General features: G+C 37.1%; 15 protein-coding genes. 11 read left to right on the top strand and 4 right to left on the bottom strand.

The annotated features are described in order from the left end of the window. Window positions 1–71: 71 nt before the first annotated feature. Genes A9G12_RS10455 through A9G12_RS10470 form a run of 4 tightly spaced genes read right to left on the bottom strand, consistent with a single transcriptional unit; the run spans window position 72 to window position 4,611 of the window. Window positions 72–638, bottom strand: a complete 567-nt coding sequence (locus A9G12_RS10455; protein ID WP_176701762.1) for a TorD/DmsD family molecular chaperone — start codon at window positions 636–638, stop codon at window positions 72–74. Window positions 639–689: 51 nt separating this feature from the next. Continuing rightward, window positions 690–1,529, bottom strand: a complete 840-nt coding sequence (locus tag A9G12_RS10460) for a dimethyl sulfoxide reductase anchor subunit family protein (RefSeq protein WP_065565799.1) — start codon at window positions 1,527–1,529, stop codon at window positions 690–692. Between the two features lie 2 nt (window positions 1,530–1,531). After that, a complete protein-coding gene (locus A9G12_RS10465; protein WP_065565800.1) occupies window positions 1,532–2,146 on the bottom strand; it encodes a DMSO/selenate family reductase complex B subunit in 615 nt (204 codons plus the stop codon). Between the two features lie 20 nt (window positions 2,147–2,166). Beyond that, window positions 2,167–4,611 (bottom strand): DMSO/selenate family reductase complex A subunit, encoded by a 2,445-nt coding sequence (locus A9G12_RS10470; protein WP_065565801.1) that lies wholly within the window; start codon window positions 4,609–4,611, stop codon window positions 2,167–2,169. A gap of 172 nt (window positions 4,612–4,783) precedes the next feature. On the opposite strand from A9G12_RS10470, the gene parE reads away from it, so the two are divergent. From parE to A9G12_RS10525, 11 genes are all read left to right on the top strand, one after another. Next, entirely contained in the window at window positions 4,784–6,673 is a 1,890-nt protein-coding gene (parE, locus tag A9G12_RS10475) for a DNA topoisomerase IV subunit B (protein WP_065565802.1), read from the top strand. 27 nt (window positions 6,674–6,700) lie between these two features. Then, a complete protein-coding gene (gene parC, locus A9G12_RS10480) occupies window positions 6,701–8,929 on the top strand; it encodes a DNA topoisomerase IV subunit A (protein ID WP_065565803.1) in 2,229 nt (742 codons plus the stop codon). A gap of 1 nt (window position 8,930) precedes the next feature. After that, a complete protein-coding gene (gene djlA / locus A9G12_RS10485; protein WP_065565804.1) occupies window positions 8,931–9,770 on the top strand; it encodes a co-chaperone DjlA in 840 nt (279 codons plus the stop codon). A 14-nt stretch (window positions 9,771–9,784) separates the two neighbouring features. After that, window positions 9,785–11,230, top strand: coding sequence for a TrkH family potassium uptake protein (locus A9G12_RS10490; protein WP_065565817.1), 1,446 nt, complete (start codon window positions 9,785–9,787; stop codon window positions 11,228–11,230). Between the two features lie 142 nt (window positions 11,231–11,372). Continuing rightward, a complete protein-coding gene (locus A9G12_RS10495; RefSeq protein WP_065565805.1) occupies window positions 11,373–12,950 on the top strand; it encodes a TerC family protein in 1,578 nt (525 codons plus the stop codon). Between the two features lie 453 nt (window positions 12,951–13,403). Then, entirely contained in the window at window positions 13,404–14,714 is a 1,311-nt protein-coding gene (locus A9G12_RS10500; protein WP_065565806.1) for an NCS2 family permease, read from the top strand. Window positions 14,715–15,074: 360 nt separating this feature from the next. Further along, window positions 15,075–16,517 (top strand): D-xylose transporter XylE, encoded by a 1,443-nt coding sequence (gene xylE, locus A9G12_RS10505; RefSeq protein ID WP_065565807.1) that lies wholly within the window; start codon window positions 15,075–15,077, stop codon window positions 16,515–16,517. A 45-nt stretch (window positions 16,518–16,562) separates the two neighbouring features. Further along, entirely contained in the window at window positions 16,563–17,882 is a 1,320-nt protein-coding gene (gene xylA, locus A9G12_RS10510) for a xylose isomerase (RefSeq protein ID WP_065565808.1), read from the top strand. A gap of 76 nt (window positions 17,883–17,958) precedes the next feature. Further along, entirely contained in the window at window positions 17,959–19,416 is a 1,458-nt protein-coding gene (gene xylB / locus A9G12_RS10515) for a xylulokinase (RefSeq protein WP_065565809.1), read from the top strand. A 360-nt stretch (window positions 19,417–19,776) separates the two neighbouring features. Beyond that, window positions 19,777–21,423, top strand: coding sequence for a family 43 glycosylhydrolase (locus tag A9G12_RS10520; protein ID WP_065565810.1), 1,647 nt, complete (start codon window positions 19,777–19,779; stop codon window positions 21,421–21,423). 18 nt (window positions 21,424–21,441) lie between these two features. Next, window positions 21,442–22,677: an MFS transporter gene (locus tag A9G12_RS10525; protein WP_218056638.1), complete on the top strand. Its 1,236-nt coding sequence runs from the start codon at window positions 21,442–21,444 to the stop codon at window positions 22,675–22,677. The last annotated feature ends 63 nt before the right edge of the window (window positions 22,678–22,740 follow it).

Here is a 22,740-nt window from a genome sequence, read left to right on the forward strand (position 1 = left end):
AAATCATAAATAAATTATACCGATTAGCGTGTAAGCTGCAATGTCACTCTATGCTAGTTATACAAACTAGATCAAGTGGTTGGCAATAACATTAAATATTGTTCGGCAATTATCGCTAGAGAGCGATAAAATCGGCTTACATCATTGACCTTAAGTCGATCCAAATAAAGTGCAGACCAGATTAGCAAGTGATCAGTAATTAATTGTTGTGCCGCTTCAGGTTTGTTATTTTCAAGTAGAATAGCAAAAGCCATCAACATTAAACCAAACTGATCTTCAGGTTCATTTATACCACTAGTGAGTTTAAGACCTTGTTGTTGTAAAAACTGACGATATCGTTCCTGTGACTCGCCCATTAATAAATGTTCTTCGTCAAGATACACCGATCCCCAAGGAGGGGTTGGCATACTGCCTTGCCCTTCAAATAAGACTGAGTATTGATAATCAAGTTCAGGATTGGTTACTTCATCAGCTAATATTTGGCATTGTTCACTAATAAGTAAACCATTTGACCATTCAGTTAACTGATCAATATGTAACAAAGCAGTAATTAATGGCTTTACCTCTTGACCATTAGGTGGATAGTAAAAAAAAGCACCTAGTAATTTAGCCAATGTAGCACAGGTTGTAATATCCAAACGCACGATCCCTTGATAGTTAATTCATATAGCCATAATTATTTATCATGATTATAAAGGAATTGTCCATAAATTATAAAATGCTATGCGAGCGCAAATTTCACCGACTAAAACACTAACAAAAGCTAGCAAATAAATAATGTTGTTTTTTGGCGTGCGCCAATTATTTAGCACGACTAAAACCAGTGCCAGCACTAATAAGCCACACTCAGCAAACCACCAAAAATGCTGCTCGACCGCAAGCTGTGGGGATATGGCTGTCATCAAATTAACATACGGAATCTTTAATAATAAAATTAGTACGCAACTAATCACAAACACTAAACTACCGATACGATACAACCCTAATAATGCCACCGCAATACTACCTAACGCCAACATCGCCGTATACATCTGAATAGCGGTGTAAACAGTATCCCAGGTTTTCACCGTTGGTAACATATAGGTTAATACAATGGTCCACACAAAAACTAAACTCAAGATAACTAACAAAATTGCGAGTATTTTGGCTAAGTGTGGGATTTGATTAACGCGTTGACACCGTGATTTAATCCAAATAAATTTATTACCTTTATCTTCATGGACAAAATAGCTTAATAAAACACTGGCTAAAGTCACACCAAACAAGCAACCAAAAGTAAAAATTTCATTACTCATCGGTGAGCGGCCAATACCAAAAATAACATTTAAGGCGCGTAATGGCTGCCCTAAATGGAACGAGGCCATAATCATGCCTATTGCCATAAAAACTAAGGCTAAAAAATTAATTTTCTCAATCTTGCGAGTATTATTTGCTGATGATTGGCATAAATAACTTAAGCTACCTAGCAATACCATTCCTGCGGCTAATTGCCCCAATACCGTAAAAAATACCAATGGAAGTTCATGCATAATTATACCTCCTCTGGATTAAGAACTTTGCCATGAGTATCACCCGAAGGTTTAGCTTGTGGGTGAGACTTAATGACAATATTGGGTTTAGTCAACTGCGAATTTGGTAATGGCGCAATATTACATTCAGCGCCATAACGCTGACGCAGCTTGTTTATTTCATCAAAATCTAATGCTCGTTGAGGACAAGACTCGACACATACTGGTTTTAAACCTTCGGCAACACGGGCAAAGCAGCCATCACATTTCGACATCACCCGTTTTTGAGGATCAAATTGTGGGGCGCCATAAGGGCAACGCATTTCACAATAACGGCAACCAATACAAACATCTTGGTTAACAACCACTAAACCATCTTGCTCACGTTTATGCATCGCACCAGTCGGGCAACCTTGCACACAAGTAGGCTCAGAACAGTGATTGCAGGCAATAGATAAGTAATAAGTAAAAATATTATTTTGCCAAAAACCATCAATTTGCTGCCAAGTTCCACCGCCATATTCATAAACTCGGCGGAAATGAATACCTAAAGGGTTATCTTTTTCATCTTTGCAACTAAGTTGACAGGTTTTGCAGCCGGTACATTTTGAGGAATCAATATAGAATCCATATTGCATTGTTATTATCTCCTCTTCCGCTACAATGCCGCTGATACAGTAGATAACGGTTTGATTTCCACTAAATTGGTATGCTGTGGATTCGATTTAGCCAATACACTAGGTCTTAATGAGGTTAAGCGATTAATACAACCACCAATATCAATACCGGCGGCATTAGTCTTTGCCCACATGCCTTGTGGAATAGCAATCACTCCCGGTAATATCCGTGGTGTTACTTTAGCTGGAATATAAAGCCGTCCACGATCGTTATAAACTTCAACTAGCTGACCATGTTTGATGTGTCGTTGCTCGGCATCCAATGGATTAATCCAAATACTATCAGCTACTGCTTCGCGCAGTTGTGGTAAATTACTATAGGTTGAATGACAATGCCCCTTAATATGAAAACCTATAAGTTGTAGTGGGTACTTTGCCCTTTTAGGCTTATCTTCACTACCTTCTACTGCTGGTAAATAAGCAGGAATTGGGTAGAGTTGGTCGCCTTCATCCAGTTCCCATTCATTAGCAATTTTAGCCAACGCTTCCGAGTAGATTTCAATTTTGCCTGATGGTGTATTTAATGGATTGTGAATCGGATCATCCTTAAACGCTTTTAAAGCAATATGAGCATCGCTATTAGCTAATTTACGATCGATAACTCCTTTACCATCTGTTTGCACAAACGGTGGCAAATTAGGTTCTTGCCTTCGTAGTTTTTCATAACAATATTCGATCCACTCGTCTTGGCTCCGCCCTTCTGTAAACTTATCTTTTATACCCATTTTTTCAGCTAATTCGGTAAGCACATCATAAGAAGATCGATTTTCCCAAAGTGGCTTAATTGCTCGTTGCATACGAATAAGATAATTATACGCACCCGATGCATAAGAATTATTAATTAGATCGTTACTTTCGACTGATGATACATCTGGTAACAGTAAATCAGCATATCTTGCTGAAGCCGTCATATGGGTATCCCAAACTAAAATAAATTCACATTTAGATTCATCTTGCAAAATCTGGTGCGTTCGATTGAGATCGGCATGCTGATTACCAATAACATTACTGGCATAACTCCAAATAAATTTAATACCTACATCTAACTTATCTTTTCCTTTTAGATAAGAGTTTTTAGCGGTCATATTAGGTCCATCTTCAATTGCTTTTGTCCATAAAAAGAAAGAGATGCTGGTTTGTATTGGGTTAGGAATAGCCAATCCAGGAACAGGATAAGTCACACTATCTCCCCAAGTACCAATATTTGTGCCACGCTTACCAAATTGCCCTGTTAAAATCGGCAATATCATAATCGCCCGTGTAGTATGCTCACCATTTTGCCAGCGTTGCGGCCCCCAACCTTGAGAAATCCACGCTGCTTTAGCATTAACAATATCCATTGCTAGCTTACGAATTTGTTCGGCTGGAACACCTGTCTTCTTAGCAGCCCATTCTGGCGTTTTTGGTGTTCTGTCATCACCTAAACCCAAAATATACGATTTATAATCACTAAAAGGTGGCGCGCTATCAGGCAAAGAATCAGCATTCCAACCGACACAATATTTATTCAACATGGCATCATCAATTCGATCTTCTTCAAGTAAAGCATAGCCAATAGCTGCGACTAAAGCTGCATCAGTACCCGGAATAATGGGGATCCACTCAGCATGGTAACCAACAACACTTTCACTTCGGCGCGGATCAATAATAATAACTCGAGCCTTACTTTGTTCCAAAGCATTAAAAAGCTCTGTCACTTGGCCACCGCCAGACATACGCGTTTCAGCAATATTTTGACCAAACATCACCACCAAATCAGAATGCTTAATCTGATCGATCAACGATTCTTTGGCATTACCATAAATATAAGGCTGAATAGCCGACATCTGTCCACTTGAGTAGGTACCATGAGAATTCAAAAAACCACCAATAGAACTTAAAAAACGCTTACAGGCATTACGCCCTGGAATATTTGCACCAGTAGTGCCGGTACCATATTGATAATAAATCGCCTCATTCCCATACTTATTAATGGTATATTTGAGTTTATCTGCCAGCAAATTAATTGCTTCATCCCAAGAAATCCGTTTAAATTTACCTTCACCACGTTTACCAATGCGAACCATAGGGTATTTTAAGCGGTCAGGATCATAAGTGCGCCAACGCACCGCCCTTCCGCGAATGCAAGGACGGATTTGATGTTGACCAAATATAGGTTCATCAACACCATCTTCTGAGGATATTTTGGTAATTATATCGTTTTTAACATGGACTTTCAGAGGGCAACGGCTACCACAATTGACTAAACAAGCACTATAAAAAATCTTTTCTTCATTAGTAGGATTTGGAATGGCATCGGCAGCATTATTAGATTCCGCATAAGCAAACGGCAAGTGTAAATTACTGGTTAAAGCAGCAACCCCACTAATTGCCATCGTTTTTTGTAAAAAATCACGACGAGTTATTTTGTTTTCTGACTTGCTCATCTTATTCCCTTATTTTTTATGTGGGATTTATGCATAATGATAATACTATAAAAGCAATAAACAAACCCAAAATCCACAAAAACTACCGTATACATAATTATAAATTTAAATTCATGCATCTTGACGAAAGATTGTTATAATAAGCCCATTTATTTAAATGAACAGAAAAAATATGTCACAATCCAGTTATAATGCCGTTGATATCGAAGTCCTAAAAGGGCTTGATCCGGTGCGACACCGCCCGGGTATGTATACTGACACTACAAGGCCAAACCATTTGGCACAAGAAGTCATTGATAACAGTGTCGATGAAGCGATTGCTGGCTATGCGCGCCAAATTAAAGTCACTTTATTTGAAGATAATTCACTAGAAGTGATTGATGATGGTCGCGGCATGCCAGTTGATATTCATCCGGAAGAAGGTGTACCCGCAATCGAATTATTGCTTTGTCGTCTCCATGCTGGTGGTAAATTTTCCAACAAGAACTATCAGTTTTCTGGGGGGTTACATGGTGTTGGGATCTCAGTTGTTAATGCCCTTTCTAAACGAGTCGAAGTCACAGTAAACCGTGATGGACAAGTTTACCAAATCGCCTTTGAAAATGGTGATAAAGTCGAAGATTTGCATGTAACTGGCACTTGTGGTCGCCGCAATACTGGTACCAAGGTACATTTCTGGCCTGATGAAAAATATTTTGATTCCGCAAAATTTTCCGTACCACGGTTATCACATTTATTAAAAGCTAAAGCGGTACTGTGCCCGGGACTAGAGATTATCTTTAAAGATAAAATCAATAATACCGAAGAGCGCTGGTGTTATGAAGACGGTCTAAAAGATTATTTAATGGAGTCAGTAAGCGGTTACACGCTACTACCGGAAGAGCCTTTTACGGGTAATCATATTGGTGATACCGAAGCGGTGGAATGGGCGCTGCTTTGGATGCCTGAAGGTGGTGAACTATTAACCGAAAGTTATGTTAACTTAATACCAACCATACAAGGTGGTACTCATGTTAATGGTTTGCGTCAAGGATTACTTGACGCCATGCGAGAGTTTTGTGAATTTCGTAATCTCTTGCCACGAGGACTAAAACTGACTGCAGATGATATTTGGGAACGCTGTGCCTATGTGCTTTCGGTTAAAATGCAAGAACCGCAATTTGCCGGGCAAACAAAAGAACGTTTATCATCCAGACAAAGTGCCGCCTTTGTTTCGGCCATTGTCAAAGATGCTTTTAGCTTATGGTTAAATCAAAATGTACAAATAGCTGAATTACTGGCTGAAATCGTCATTTCCAGTGCCCAAAAACGTTTAAGAGCCGCTAAAAAAGTCATCCGTAAAAAATTAACCAGTGGACCAGCTTTACCTGGTAAATTAGCCGATTGTTCTTCTCAGGATTTAAATAGAACCGAACTTTTTTTAGTGGAAGGGGATTCTGCCGGTGGTTCTGCCAAACAAGCTCGTGACCGCGAATATCAAGCTATCATGCCACTTAAAGGTAAGATTTTAAATACTTGGGAAGTTTCCTCCGATGAGGTACTAGGTTCTCAAGAAATCCACGATATTTCAGTGGCTATTGGTATTGATCCTGACAGTGATGATTTAAGCCAATTACGCTATGGCAAAGTTTGTATTTTAGCTGATGCCGATTCCGATGGATTGCATATTGCTACATTAATTTGTGCATTGTTTGTCCGCCACTTCCGGGCTATGGTTGAACAAGGTCATGTTTTTGTTGCCATGCCCCCTCTTTACCGTATCGACCTAGGTAAAGAAGTGCATTATGCTTTAGATGAAGAAGAAAAAGAAGGCATTTTAGATCAACTCAAACGCAAAAAAGGCAAACCCAATGTACAACGTTTTAAAGGCTTGGGTGAAATGAATCCATTGCAATTGCGTGAAACTACAATGGATCCCAATACGCGCCGTTTAGTGCAGCTATCGCTTGACGACACCGAGCAAACAATGGCTTTAATGGATATGTTGCTAGCTAAAAAACGCTCAGAAGATCGCCGTGAATGGTTACAAGAAAAAGGTGATCAAGTTGAACTTACTGTCTAACATAAAGAAAGATTTAGAGGAACAATAATGAGTGAGATTACTCATGATGGAGTAGAAGTTCAATCGCTACGTACCTTTACTGAAAGCGCTTATTTAAACTACTCCATGTATGTGATTATGGACCGAGCCTTACCATTTATTGGGGATGGCTTAAAACCGGTGCAACGCCGCATTGTCTATGCAATGTCAGAATTAGGGCTCAATGCACAAGCGAAATTCAAAAAATCAGCGCGCACCGTAGGTGATGTTTTAGGTAAATATCATCCACATGGTGATAGTGCTTGTTATGAAGCTATGGTATTAATGGCACAACCATTTTCTTATCGCTATCCATTAGTGGATGGCCAAGGTAACTGGGGGGCACCCGATGATCCTAAGTCATTCGCGGCCATGCGTTATACTGAATCACGCTTATCAAAATATGCCGAATTATTATTAGGTGAATTAGGTCAAGGCACGGTTGATTATACCCCAAACTTTGATGGTACCTTGCAAGAGCCGAAAATGTTACCAGCTAGATTGCCAAATATCTTATTAAACGGCACTACCGGGATTGCGGTTGGTATGGCGACTGATATTCCGCCACATAATATTCGCGAAGTGGCTAATGCCGCAATTATGTTAGCCGAAAATCCTAAAGCAACGCTTAGCGAAGTAATGACTCACATACAAGGCCCCGACTTCCCGACTGAGGCCGAAATTATTACCCCACGGGAAGATATAGAAAAAATCTATACTAGCGGTCGAGGTTCTATCCGTATGCGCGCCGTTTGGAAAAAAGAAGACGGCGACATCGTTATTACTGATCTGCCACATCAGGTTTCTGGTGCTAAAATTCTAGAACAGATTGCTTCGCAGATGCGTGCTAAAAAACTACCTTTGATTGAAGATTTACGGGATGAATCAGATCATGAAAATCCTACTCGCTTAGTCATTGTGCCCCGTTCTAATCGGGTTGATTTAGAGCAAGTCATGAATCATCTATTTGCCACCACCGATCTGGAAAAAAGCTATCGCGTAAATATGAACATGATTGGGCTTGATAATCGCCCTGCAGTTAAAGGTTTATTGGAAATTCTAACCGAATGGTTGGAATACCGTCGTAATACTGTTATACGCCGTTTAAACTACCGTTTGGATAAAGTACTCAAACGTCTACATATTTTAGATGGTTTATTGATTGCTTTCTTAAATATTGACGAAGTTATTGAAATCATTCGCCATGAGGATGATCCTAAAACTGAATTAATCAATCGTTTTGCTCTGACTGATATTCAAGCAGAAGCAATTTTAGAATTAAAACTCCGTCATTTAGCCAAACTCGAAGAAATGCGCATAAAAGGTGAGCAAAACGAATTGGCTAAAGAATGTGATCAGTTACAAGCATTATTGGCTTCACCAAGAAAACTCAATACCTTAATTAAAAAAGAGTTACAGGAAGATGCGGAAAAGTATGGTGATGACCGCCGTTCTCCAATCGTTACTCGTAGCGAAGCCAAAGCAATTACCGAACAAGAATTAACACCGTCAGAACCGGTAACCATAGTTTTATCAGAAATGGGCTGGGTAAGAGCCGCTAAAGGGCACGACATCGATCCGGTTAGCCTAAGTTATAAAGCTGGTGATAGTTTCAAAGCAGCAGCTAAAGGCAAAAGCAACCAACCGGTAGTATTTATTGACTCAACCGGCCGTAGTTACGCCATTGAACCTAATACCTTACCGTCCGCTCGTGGTCAAGGTGAGCCACTAACCGGCAAGTTAGCCTTACCAGCGGGTGCTACTGTTGAACATGTACTTATGGCCGCCAATGACGAGCAAAAATTATTATTGGCATCGAATGCCGGCTATGGTTTTATTTGCCAATTTAGTGATTTAGTCGCGCGTAATCGTAATGGTAAAGCAATTATCAACTTACCTAATAATGCTAAGGTATTACCGCCAATTGAGATTATATCTGATGACAGCCTACTGTTATCCATTACTCAAGCCGGACGCATGTTAATCTTCCCGGTAGCAGACTTACCAGAACTTGCTAAAGGTAAAGGTAATAAAATTATCTCTCTTTCTGGTGCGGATGATAACTTATGTTTGATGATGCTAATCACACCGGAAACCGCTATAACCTTGCATGTTGGTAAACGCAAACTTACACTCTATCCTGCTGATTTACAAAAATTTAGAGCAGAACGCGCCCGTAAAGGTACATCACTACCACGTGGTTTACAGAAAATAGATCGAATTGAGGTGAACGAATAATATGTCACTAATTTGGGCAATTATTACCGGCTTTGTATTAAGTCTGGTGTTAAAAACTGGTTGGGGATTTTTTATTGGCTTATTTATCGGGCCAATGCTCTACCAAGCTTTTTGCAATAAATTAACCGAACAAAGGACGCATGCTAACCCGACACTTTACTTAACCGTCGTCTTTGAGGTACTGGGGCATTTAAGTAAAGCCAAAGGCGTGGTTACCCAAGATGATATCAATCTGGCGCGCCAATTTATGGATCGGTTACAACTTGATAGTAATAGTCGACAACTTGCTCAAGATTCATTTAATCGCGGTAAAACTAGTGATTACCCACTTCGTTCCCGTTTAAAAGAACTTTATGCCCAATATCGTTATCGCCGTAACGTTTTAAACATCTTTTGTGAACAACTAATCCAAGCGGCGTTAGTTGATGGTAATTTAGATGAAAAAGAACTACAAATCATCTTCATCGTCGCGGAAGAATTTAATATTCCGCGCCAACAAATGGCAATGTATATCCAAATGATGATGGGGAGCTATCATTTCCATCAACAAGGTTATAGCAACCAACAACGTTATCAATATCAACAGGGTAACAATTATGGTGGCTATCAAAGCCGTTCAGCGGAATCTGATCTACAAAATGCGTATAAAATATTAGGTGTTGAACCTTCAGCAGAAGTTGCAGCCATAAAAAGAGCTTATCGTAAATTGATGAACGAACATCATCCCGATAAATTAGTTTCTAAAGGGCTACCTAAAGAGATGCTTGAAGCGGCTAAAAAACGCGCTCAAGAAATCCAAGCAGCATATGATCTCATCAAAGCCGCTCGCGGTTTTAAATAGAGCTTACAACAATGATGCATTGGCGCTCAATTATCAGAATAGTTGGTTTATTAATTACCTTACTGTCGGTATTTATGCTGATTCCGGCACTGATTGCCTTAATATACCGTGATGGTGCCGGAGCTATTTTTGTGCGTTCTTTTATTGCAGCCCTAATTCTTGGTTGCTTATTATGGTTACCAAATCGTCATCAACACCACGAACTTAACACTCGTGAAGGTTTTTTTATTGTGGTACTTTTTTGGGTTGTATTAGGCACTATTGGCGCCTTTCCATTTATTTTTGATCACCACATTAATCTTAATTTAACTACCGCCTTTTTTGAATCGTTTTCCAGTTTAACTACTACAGGTGCTACAACCATTGTAAATTTAGAACATTTGCCTAAGGCACTACTGTTTTATCGACAACTACTACAATGGCTTGGTGGTATGGGTATTATCGTTTTAGCTGTAGCTATCTTACCATTATTGGGTGTAGGGGGAATGCAACTTTACCGCGCTGAAATCCCTGGCCCACAAAAAGATAGCAAAATGCGACCACGTATTGCCGAAACCGCTAAAACACTGTGGTCGATTTATATATTGCTTACCACTCTATGTGCCATTTGTTTATGGTTTGCTGGCATGGATGTTTTCGATGCCATTTCACATAGTTTTTCTACTATCTCAATGGGTGGTTTTTCCACACATGATAATAATTTAGCTTATTTTAATAGTGCTACTATTAATTATATTGTGACGTTATTTTTGATTTTATCCGGTTGTAATTTTGCCTTACATTTTGCTGCATTAAATGGTTTTTCGCTTAAGGTTTACTGGCGAGATCAAGAGTTTAGAACCTTTATATTTATTTTATTAATTCTAATTGGTATTTGTGGTTTCGTCATTTATTGCTATCAACCACAACGCGAATTAAGTGTCGACAAAATTGTTTTGCAAGTCGTATCGATCGCAGCAACAGTTGGATTTACCGTTGATGATATCAACACATGGCCATCGTCATTACCAATTTTTTTACTGTGTGCTTCATTTATTGGTGGCTGTGCCGGTTCGACTGGCGGCGGATTGAAAGTGGTGCGAGTGCTCCTGCTTTTCATGCAAGGTTCGCGAGAATTAAAACGCCTAATTCACCCTAATGCTATTTACACACTAAAATTAAATCACCGAGTCGTACCAGAAAGAATTATCGAAGCAGTTTGGGGATTCTTTTCCGCATATGTACTGGTTTTCTTAATCAGCCTGTTTATCATTATGACTTCAGGCATTGACGCCACTGACTCTTTTTATATTGTAGCATCATCACTAAATAATTTGGGTGTGGGCTTAGGTAGTGTCAGCGACAATTTTGCCAATGTAAGTGACGCAGTTAAATGGGTAATGGTGGTTGACATGCTATTTGGACGACTGGAAATATTCACCCTGCTAGTTTTATTCACGCCAACCTTTTGGCGAAGTTAATTTTATATTCAAACGCATAGCTCTCCTGAAACATCTTTACATAAATAACAAATTTTATAAATATTTTATTGATTATTTAAACAATTACAGACAGAATTACTGGGCAGCATGTGCTGTTGTTTTAGAGGTAATCACCTGACATATGGAATGGATCATGGATCCTACAATCTGGATTGGTTTATCCACGCTTATTGTACTTGAAATCGTCCTTGGTATTGATAATATCGTTTTCATTGCTATCCTTGCCGAGAAACTTCCTTCTCAGCTACGTGATAAAGCACGCATTACCGGACTTGCTTTTGCGTTAGTTACCCGAATTATTTTATTAATGTTTACCGGTTGGTTAGTCACACTCACCACACCACTATTCTCAGCATTTGATATTAGTTTCAACGCGCGCCAACTGATTATGTTAATCGGCGGTATATTTTTGCTATTTAAAGCAACAATGGAACTTAATGAACGCCTTGAAGGTTCATCACATGAAGATGGTAAACCCAAAAAGACCTCACACTTTTGGACCGTTGTAGCGCAAATTGTGGTATTAGATGCCATCTTCTCGCTTGATTCGGTGATCACCGCTGTAGGTATGGTGGAACATATTCCGGTAATGATTATTGCGGTTTGCATCGCTATAGGCATTATGATGGTTGCCAGCAAGCCTTTGGCTTACTTTGTCAATTCCCATCCCACGATAGTAATTCTCTGTCTAAGCTTCTTGCTAATGATCGGCTTTAGTTTAGTCGCTGAAGGATTTGGGTTTGTTATTCCAAAAAGTTACTTATACGCCGCTATCGGCTTCTCTATCATGATTGAATTTTTCAATCAGTTAGCAATATTCAATCGCCGTAAATTATTAAATAAAAAACCCTTACGCGAACGCACAGCGGAAGCTATTTTACATCTATTAAAAGGTGATGCCGAAGAAGATCCAGACAGCCATACTATCGATTTAGTATCTGATACCACTAAAAAAGTATCAGTTTTCAATCATCAAGAACTGAGTATGGTTGAACGCGTGCTTGGGCTGGCTCAACGTTCAGTTAGTAGTATTATGACCGCCAGACTAGATGTCGATATGGTGAATATCAATGATGATCGCGAAGTTATTTTAAAAGAAATTTTTGATAACCCGCATTCACGTTTAGTAGTTACTGACAATGCTGCAATGGATGAACCTTTAGGTATTATTCAAGTTAATGATTTATTAAAAGATGTATTACAAAATAAGCAACCACTTGATATTAATTCGCTTATCAAACAACCATTGATATTTCCCGAAACTGTCTCATTATTGGTTGCATTAGAACAATTTAAAAAAGCCAAAACCCATTTTGCTTTTGTGGTTGATGAATTTGGTTCAATGCAAGGTGTGGTTTCGGTTACCGACGTAATTGAGACTATTGCCGGCGATTTCCCAACCGAAGAAGAAGATATTGATGCTAAACATGATATTCAATGTCTAAATGATAATAGTTGGATTGCTAATGGTTATATCCCAGTAGAAGAATTAGTACGTTTTGTACCAATAGATATCGATGATAAGCGAGAATATCATACCCTCGCAGGCCTATTAATGGAAAAAGCTCAGCATTTACTTGAAGTGGGCGAAACAATCCAAATTGGTGATTATCTATTTGAAGTACTTGAAACTGAAAGTCACCGTATTGTTAAAGTAAAAATCACTTTGAATAAACTGGATTTACCATCATCGCCATAAGTTATTTTTAAGCCCGCAGTTTGTGGGCTTAAATACTAATATTTAATATTTTTCTCTGATTCATCCCATTTTATATTTATTTCAACCATCACAATAAAATTTAAATGTCAAAAAGACTATCTTTTGATGATTAACATCTTGTTAATTATTAAATTAATAACTTATGTTAGGCCTAGAGGTTTAGTTGATAAAAAAGAAAATTAATATTTTGTAACTTAAATTGAGCTACCTATTGCAAAAGTACTTTGGAATAAAACTTGACCTATATAAATAACTAGCAATAATATCGCTGTTAAATTTTATTTAACTGAGCGATATAAAATCATTGCTCCACATCTTTTTTGTATATTTCTATCTTTTATCAACATGTTGGCAAAGATAGATTTGGCACTTTATATAAATATATAAAACGATAAATGTTCATTATTATTAACCTAAATTGGACCTTAACTCATGAATTCAATATTCGAAAAAATATTTCAATTGCAACAGAAAAAAACAACTGTAGGTACCGAAGTTATCGCCGGATGTACGACTTTCCTTACTATGGTGTATATCATCTTTGTAAATCCGGCTATTTTATCTGCCACTGGCATGGATACCTCAGCGGTGTTTGTACTAACTTGCTTGGTTACGGCTTTTGCCAGTATTTTGATGGGATTAGTTGCAAATTTACCTGTTGCCTTAGCCCCAGCTATGGGACTTAATGTATTTTTTGCTTATGGCATTTGTGGTGCTATGGGTTATTCCTGGCAAATTGGTATGGGGGCAATATTTTGGGGTTCTCTAGTCTTTTTTGCATTATCATTATTTAAAGTTCGCCACTGGTTAATTGAACATATTCCCCAATGCCTACGAGTTGGTATTAGTGCTGGTATCGGGTTATTTATTGCCTTTATGGGTTTCCAAAACATGGGAATTGTGGTGGCATCACCAGCAACATTATTAACCATGGGTAATATCTTATCGTTAAAAGTGTTACTTGGCTCACTTGGCTTTTTCATTATTATTATTTTAGCAGCCCGTAATTTTCATGCAGCGGTATTAATATCAATTTTAGTAGTGACACTATTTGCGTTATGGTTGGATCCGGATATTCATTTCAATGGTATTGCTTCAATGCCACCAAGTGTCACCAACGTGGTAGGGCATGTTGATTTAGCTGGCTCACTTAATATTGGTATTATGGGTGTGATATTTTCGGTTATGATTGTTAGCTTATTTGACTCATCCGGTACCATTTTAGCGTTAACGGATAAAGCAGGGATCTCAGATGAAAAAGGTCGCTTCCCTAAAATGCGTCAAGCATTATTAATCGATAGTTTTAGTTCTTCATTAGGTGGACTATTTGGTACGTCATCAGTATTAACTTATATTGAAAGTTCTGCCGGGATCTCAGTTGGTGGCCGTACAGGCTTAACCGCCGTTGTGGTTGGCTTATTATTCTTAATGGTGACCTTTTTATCTCCACTAGCCCATTTAGTACCAAGTTACGCTACTTCCGGAGCCTTGATTTTTGTTGGTATCTTAATGGTTTCTAGCTTAATACGAGTTAACTGGTCTGATTTAACCGATGCTACTCCGGCATTTATTACCGCCCTTATGATGCCTTTTGCCTTTGCCATCACTGAAGGGGTTGCTCTTGGCTTCATCTCATATGTGGTATTAAAAACTTGTACCGGCAAATTTAAAGAATTGAATTTATGTGTGATTGTATTCGCCCTACTATTCGCATTAAAATTTATCTTTATTGATCATCACTAATCTTAATAAACAAATTTCTATCGCTGAAAAGCGATAGAAATAATCAACAATATTTATTGATATTGAATAAGAAAAAACAAATTAATAAATAACGCTCAATATCTTAAACATTTCAACATTTTTCCCATTAAAGTTATTTACCATAAACAAAATTAATATAAATCAAAATGTTATAAACTAACGAATCTTAAATTAAATTAAAAAAGTGATTATATAAATGGAATTTGATCTAGTTCACAAAAATAAAAAATCATAAAATGCTTAAGAAATTTAATAATTGTTGTAAGTGTGAAAATTCATGCATATTGAGTGAGCCGTTTAGATTATTTTTATCTAAACCTAACTTGATAGGAATGAAATATGAGTACGCATTACAATTCATTATACGTTTTCAGAATCACTCTAGTCGCAACTTTAGGTGGTTTATTATTTGGCTATGACACAGCTGTTATTTCAGGAACAGTTGGATCTATATCAAAAGTATTCGTCGAACCGCAACATTTAAGTGAAACCGCAGCTAACTCATTACTAGGGTTTTGTGTTGCGAGTGCTTTAATTGGTTGTATCATCGGCGGTTTAATGGGAGGATATTTAAGTAACCGTTTTGGTCGCCGCAATTCATTGTTAATTGCAGCGTTTTTATTTTTCATCGCAGCAATTGGTTCTGCTTGGCCTGAATTAGGATTCCGTTCAGTAGAATCAGAGGAAATTCCTTATTATTTATCAGGCTATGTTCCTGAGTTTGTTTTCTATCGTATTGTTGGTGGCATTGGTGTTGGTTTAGCTTCAATGTTATCACCAATGTATATTGCTGAAGTCGCCCCAGCTGAAATTAGAGGTAAACTCGTCTCCTTTAACCAATTCGCAATTATTTTTGGACAACTTCTGGTCTATTGTGTCAATTATGCAATAGCAAGTTCAGGTGATCCAGTTTGGTTAAATATCGTTGGTTGGCGATATATGTTCTTATCATTAGCTATTCCAGCCTTACTTTTCTTTGGATTATTATTTACTGTTCCAGAAAGTCCTCGCTGGTTAACAGCACAAAATAAAATAACCAAAGCTCAAGATATACTATCTCGTATTTTGGGGAATCAAAGGGCTGAACAAGCGTTAAATAGTATAATTAGTTCTTTATCTTCTAATTCTACTAAAAAAAGTAGCCCACTATTAAAATACGGTATTGGCGTTATTATTATCGGAATTTTGTTATCCGCATTTCAACAATTAATGGGTATTAATGTTGTACTTTACTACGCACCGGAAGTATTTAAAAACCTAGGCGCAAGTACAGATTCAGCATTATTACAAACAATTATCGTTGGCGTGATCAACCTATCATTTACCACAATTGCTATTTTTACCGTTGATAAATTTGGACGAAAACCACTACAAATCATCGGTGCTATTGGTATGGCAATTGGTATGATCACATTAGGAACAACCTTCTTCTTACAACTACCAGCAAGTGTTGCTCTTACTTCTATGTTGTTTTATATCGCTTCATTTGCAATTTCATGGGGACCGGTATGTTGGGTATTATTATCTGAAATATTCCCGAATTCCATTAGAGGTAAAGCACTTTCCATTGCTGTTGCCGCACAATGGATTGCCAATTATTTAGTATCTTGGACCTTCCCTATCATGGACAAAAATACTTACCTTGTTTCTCATTTCAACAATGGATTTGCCTACTGGTTATATGGAGCTATCAGTGTACTAGCGGCTATTTTCATCTGGAAATGGTTACCTGAAACAAAAGGAAAATCGTTAGAGGAACTTGAAAAGTTCTGGAATAAATAAGTACAACAGTAAATTAAATTTCATAACCGTATTTAGGAGAATATTATGAAACAGTATTATGACAAAATCGAACGTGTTAACTATGAAGGAACTGAAACACAAAATCCTTTTGCATTTAGGCACTATGATCCACAACAAAAAATATTAGGCAAAACAATGGCTGAACATTTACGTTTCTCCGCTTGTTATTGGCATACATTTTGTTGGGCAGGAACTGACATGTTTGGTACAGGATCGTTTGATTATCCTTGGCAAAAAAATGCTGATCCACTAGTTAACGCCAAAGCCAAAGCGGATGTTGCTTTCGAATTCTTTTACAAATTGAACGTTCCTTTTTATGCTTTCCATGATGTTGACATTGCACCTGAAGGTAATTCAGTTAAAGAATATATTAATAATTTATCGATAATGACGGATATATTCCTAAAAAAACAACAAGAAACTGGTGTAAACTTATTATGGGGAACAGCTAATTGTTTCACCAATCCTCGTTATGCAGCTGGTGCCGCAACCAATCCAGATCCAGAAATTTTTGCATATGCAGCAACTCAAGTTGTGCACGCAATGAATGCTACACATAAATTAGGTGGACAAAACTATGTTCTATGGGGCGGAAGAGAAGGATATGAAACGCTACTAAATACAGACCTACGCAAAGAACGCGAACAAGTTGGTAGGTTTATGCAAATGGTCGTTGAAAACAAACATAAAATTGGATTTAAAGGTACTTTATTAATTGAACCTAAACCACAAGAACCAACAAAACACCAGTATGACTACGATGTAGCAACTATATATGGTTTCTTAAAACAATTTGGCTTAGAAAAGGAAATTAAAGTCAATATTGAAGCAAATCATGCCACTTTAGCTGGTCATACATTCCAACATGAGATTGCATCAGCAATCGCTCTTGATATTTTTGGTTCTCTTGATGCTAACAGAGGCGATCCTCAACTAGGTTGGGATACTGATCAATTCCCTAACAGTGTGGAAGAAAATACCCTTGTCATGTATGAAATTCTAAAAGGTGGTGGGTTCAAAACTGGAGGTTTGAACTTCGATGCCAAAATCCGTCGACAAAGCATTGATAAATATGATGTATTTTATGGACATATTGGCGCTATGGATACAATGGCATTATCACTAAAATGTGCTGCTAAAATGCTTGAAGATAAAACCCTAAATCAAATCGTTCTTGATCGTTATAGTAATTGGGACAAAAAATTAGGTAAAAGTATTTTGCAAGGTGAAATGTCACTACAGCAAATTGCCGAATACAGTCTACAAAATGATATACAACCTAAAGCACATAGTGGACAACAAGAAAAACTAGAAAATATAGTAAATAAGTTTATTTTTGGATAAAAATTATTATTCAGTATAAACATAACAGGACCGTTTTAATAACACGGTCCTTATATACTTATTGTGGAGAACAAATATGTATATTGGTATTGATTTAGGTACATCGGGTGTAAAAGCGATATTAATGGATGAACAGCAAAAGATTATCGCATCTAACACCCAAAAACTGTCTATATCTCGCCCTCATCCTTTATGGTCAGAGCAAGATCCTGCCGAATGGTGGCAAGCAACCAGTTTAGCTATCGAACAATTAAGTAAACAGCACAATTTACAACAAGTCAAAGCTATTGGGCTCAGTGGCCAAATGCATGGTGCAGTATTATTAGACAAACAATCTCAAGTTCTAAGACCAGCTATCTTATGGAATGACGGTCGTTGTGATAAAGAGTGTCAAGAGTTAGAAAGCTCGGTACCGACTTCCAGACAAATCACCGGTAATCTAATGATGGCAGGATTTACCGCTCCAAAAATAAAATGGGTACAAAAATATGAACCCGATATTTTTGCTCAAATAGATAAAGTATTGCTTCCTAAAGACTACATTCGCTTCAAAATGACAGGAAAGTTTGCATCTGACATGTCTGATGCTGCTGGGACAATGTGGTTAGATGTTGAAAAACGAGACTGGAACGATCAACTTTTACAAGCTTGTGGTTTAAATCGACAACATATGCCAGCGCTTTTTGAAGGAAACCAAATTACTGGATATGTTAATGATGATATTGCTAAACATTGGGGAATCAATGAAGTTCCTGTTATTGCTGGCGCAGGAGATAATGCCGCAGGAGCTATCGGTGTTGGTCTTTATCAATCCGGACAAGCCATGTTGTCATTAGGCACTTCCGGTGTCTATTTTGTAGTGACTGATCGCTTTATGAGTAAACCTGAGCAAGCGATTCATAGTTTTTGCCACGCATTACCTGAACGTTGGCATCTAATGTCAGTTATGCTAAGCTGCGCTTCATGCCTTGATTGGGCTTGTAAATTATTAGAAATTAAAGATGTACCAACCCTATTTTCTTTAATTGAAGAAGATCAATCAACAGACAAACCAGCCGTACAATTTTTACCTTATCTATCCGGAGAAAGAACACCACATAATAATCCTATGGCTAAAGGTGTATTTTTTGGATTAACTCATCAACACAATAAAACCGATCTTGCCAAAGCGGTATTATTTGGCGTGACTTATGCACTGGTTGATTGTATCGACGTCATTCATCAATTCGGCATTTCTCCAGAAAAAATTATTATTATTGGTGGTGGCGCAAGAAGTTCATACTGGCGACAACTCATTTGTGACATATCTGGTTATAAAATACAATATTGTGAAGGTGGCGATGTAGGACCCGCATTAGGCGCAGCAAAACTAGCACAAATTGCTTGTAATCCAGACACATCGATTAAAACACTATTACCTGAATTACCAATAGTACAAACTCATCAACCCAATATGGATAATAACCAATATCACCAAAAACAACGAGCCATTTTTAGGGAACTTTATCAAAAACTTATCCCGCTAATGTCTTAATAACAATAATGCAGAATTTCATTATGTTAATGATTTCTGCATGTTATCACAGAGTAGTATTAATTAAACATTATCAAAAATAGTTAACTTAAATTATTTAGCCTTGCTAAGCATTATATTGCTATAACTTTTTTCATTTATTAACAGATAGAAAATATAAATTAATACCTTTATTTATTTAAAAAAATAAGATATGTGACAAATATCTCATAAATAAAATTTCATAAATTTGAAACCAAATTTGGTAATAACAATTCAGAAATAGATAAATTATATTTGAATAATAAATATCAAAGTCCACTTATTTTTGACACGTATTATTTGAATTATCAGTAACCAAAGACTAAGAGAAAAATAAAAATGCCTAAAATAAAAAATCCAATTATACCCGGTATGTCACCCGACCCATCCATTATTCGTGTGGGGAATACCTATTACATTGCCACCTCTACCTTTCATTGGCAACCGTCAATCCAAATTTTTAAATCCAATGATTTATCTAATTGGGTATTAATTGATTATATTTTTAAAAATGGTGAAATAAACTTATCCGGAACCAATACACCAGCCGGCGTATGGGCGCCACATTTATCTTATGATTCAATTAATAAAAAATATTGGTTAATTTATTCACACATGATGAATATGGCTGGAAGGGAGTTTAATGCCGATACCTATGCGATTTGTGCCGATAATATTCAAGGTCCTTGGTCTGCACCTATTTATTTAACTTCTATTGGCTTCGATCCCGCATTATTTCATGATGACGATGGCAAACATTATTTAACTATTTTAGAGTGGGAAACACGTCAAGGACATCAAGCACCTGGTCATATCGTGATAGCTGAAGTTGATTTAACAACTGGCAAATTGATTTCTCCATGGGTACGAGTAACTCAAGGATTTACTACGAGAGGATGTGCTGAAGCACCACAACTGTATAAAAAGGAAAACTATTATTATTTATTAATAGCGGCAGGCGGTACGGGTTATGCTCATGGCATTGAAATAGGACGTAGTAAAAATATTTTTGGTCCTTATCAACCCCATCCATCAGGAGAACCTATCATTACTTCATCCCCTAATCATCTCTTTTCATTGGGAGATCCCGATGCCGGGCATTTTGAAATGTACAACCCTAATTCAGTGATGCAAAAAGCAGGACATGGCTCGCTGGTTGAGACACAAAATGGTGATTGGTATATAGCACATCTTATGTCTAGACCAATAAAAGGTACATTACTCAATCCTCTTGGTCGCGAAACCTCTATCCAAAAAATGCAATGGACAGATGATGGTTGGTTAGTTATGGCGGATGGCTCTAATTTAGCTAAAATGGAATTTGATTCACCAATACCAATCAAAGGTAAAATAACAGATGATGTGATTGATGAATTTGATCAAGCTTACCAATTACAGTTTATGACACCTTATCGACATCAATCCAATACTTGGGTAAATAGTTATGAACGTCAAAGCCATCTAAGGATATATGGGCAAAACTCGTTATTTTCTCAAGTCAATCCATCGATTATGGCCACAAGAGCCACCTCTTTTGATTATCAAGTCCAAACTAAAGTTGAATTTCATCCTGAGCATTATTCACAAACCGCAGGAGTCGGACTTTACTATGATTCAAATAATTGGCTCTATTTACATTTAACTTATAGTGAACAACTAAAAACCACAATCCTGACCATTTTACAAGCAAAACTAGGGGTTAGAATTGAATTTGCCAATCACCGCATTGCAATACCTGACGGTGTTGTCGAACTCAAATTAGCCTATCAACAAGGTATAGTTAAACTGTTCTACAAACTAGACCAAGAGTGGAGATTAATCATTAATGATTTAGATGTGCTTTACTTATCAGATGAAGGTGTAAATGGTGAACCAGGTGAAATTGGTGGATTTACTGGCTTATTTAATTTTATTGCTTCTGTTGATAGCTACCAACATCAATCTTATGCCGATTTTGACTATTACTATGTGATAAATAATCGCTAACATTTAAGGTAGAATATTATGAAAATAACGATTCCAATAACTCGTTTAGTACCTGGGCTGATTATCGGGCCAGCTTCATGGTTAGGTCCATACATTGCAGCCGCAAGCTTATTTTTACCTGCATTAATTCAACAAATTGATGAAAATAACAAGATTCATTTATTAGCACTATTTTCCGCTTGTGGCATGGTAACGGCGGCAATATCCAATATGGTAGCAGGGTATTTATCAGATAGAACACGATCAAAATTTGGTAATCGAACCCCTTGGATTGTTGCCGGCGCAATAGCATTCATGTTATCGATGATATTAGCGTCAACTGCCAATACTATTCCTTTTTTATTGTTTTGTTGGCTATTAGGTCAAATTTCCTTGAATTTTATTGTTGCTCCAATGGTGGCTTGGATAGATTTTGCTGCAAATGATAGAAAAGGTACCGCCTCAAGTGCGTATGGTGGATTAGGAATGGCTTTGGGTAATAATGGATTTACTATTATTGCTGCTATGTTTTTAGGTAATTTTCGGTTTGGCTTTATTGTTTTCGGTGTGATTACATTAATTGGTGTTTTAATTTCAGTTATTATTGTTAGAGAACCTTCTAACCTTAAACAAACCATAAAATATAAATCGAAAAAAAATGAAAATAGATTAAAAAATTTATTAGCAATTTTTCCTAAATGGTCAATTGGTAGAGACTATTATTTAGCGTTAATAGGTAAACTTTTTCAGGGAATAAGTAACTTTGCCATTACCGGATACTTGTTATTTATTATGACTGATTTTATGCATTGTAATTCAGATGAAACTCAAAACTCTATTCAGCTGATTAATATCATTATGCTTATATTTGGTATTTCAATGGGATTTATTGCAGGACCAATATCAGATAAATTAAAAATATTAAAACTACCTGTTGGCTTATCTACTATATTTCTGGGTATTGGTGCAATTAGCTTATCGATTTATCCGAATCATATCGGTATTTTAATTTATGCTTTTGCCGCAGGAATTGGTATGGGTATCTGGAATTCACTTGATAATCTATTAAATTTGCAGGTTATCCCGGATAAAAGTAGAGTTGCATTCTTTTTAGGAATATACAATTTAGGTAATACTATTACTCAAGCTCTTGCGCCAATAATTGCTGCTTGCGTTATTTCACTGTTCGGTTTTTCAGCTATTTTTATAGTTTCATTTATATTTGCAATGATCGGTGGAATTTCTATACTATTTATTCGCTCAGTCAAAAAGTAATATAAAACACAAAAAGAAAGTTGCAGAATCAAAAGCGGCTTTCTTCTTCACCAAAGGTGATAT

The sequence above is a fragment of the Gilliamella sp. wkB112 genome (genome assembly GCF_001690685.1).
Taxonomy (GTDB): Bacteria; Pseudomonadota; Gammaproteobacteria; order Enterobacterales; family Orbaceae; genus Gilliamella; species Gilliamella apicola_J.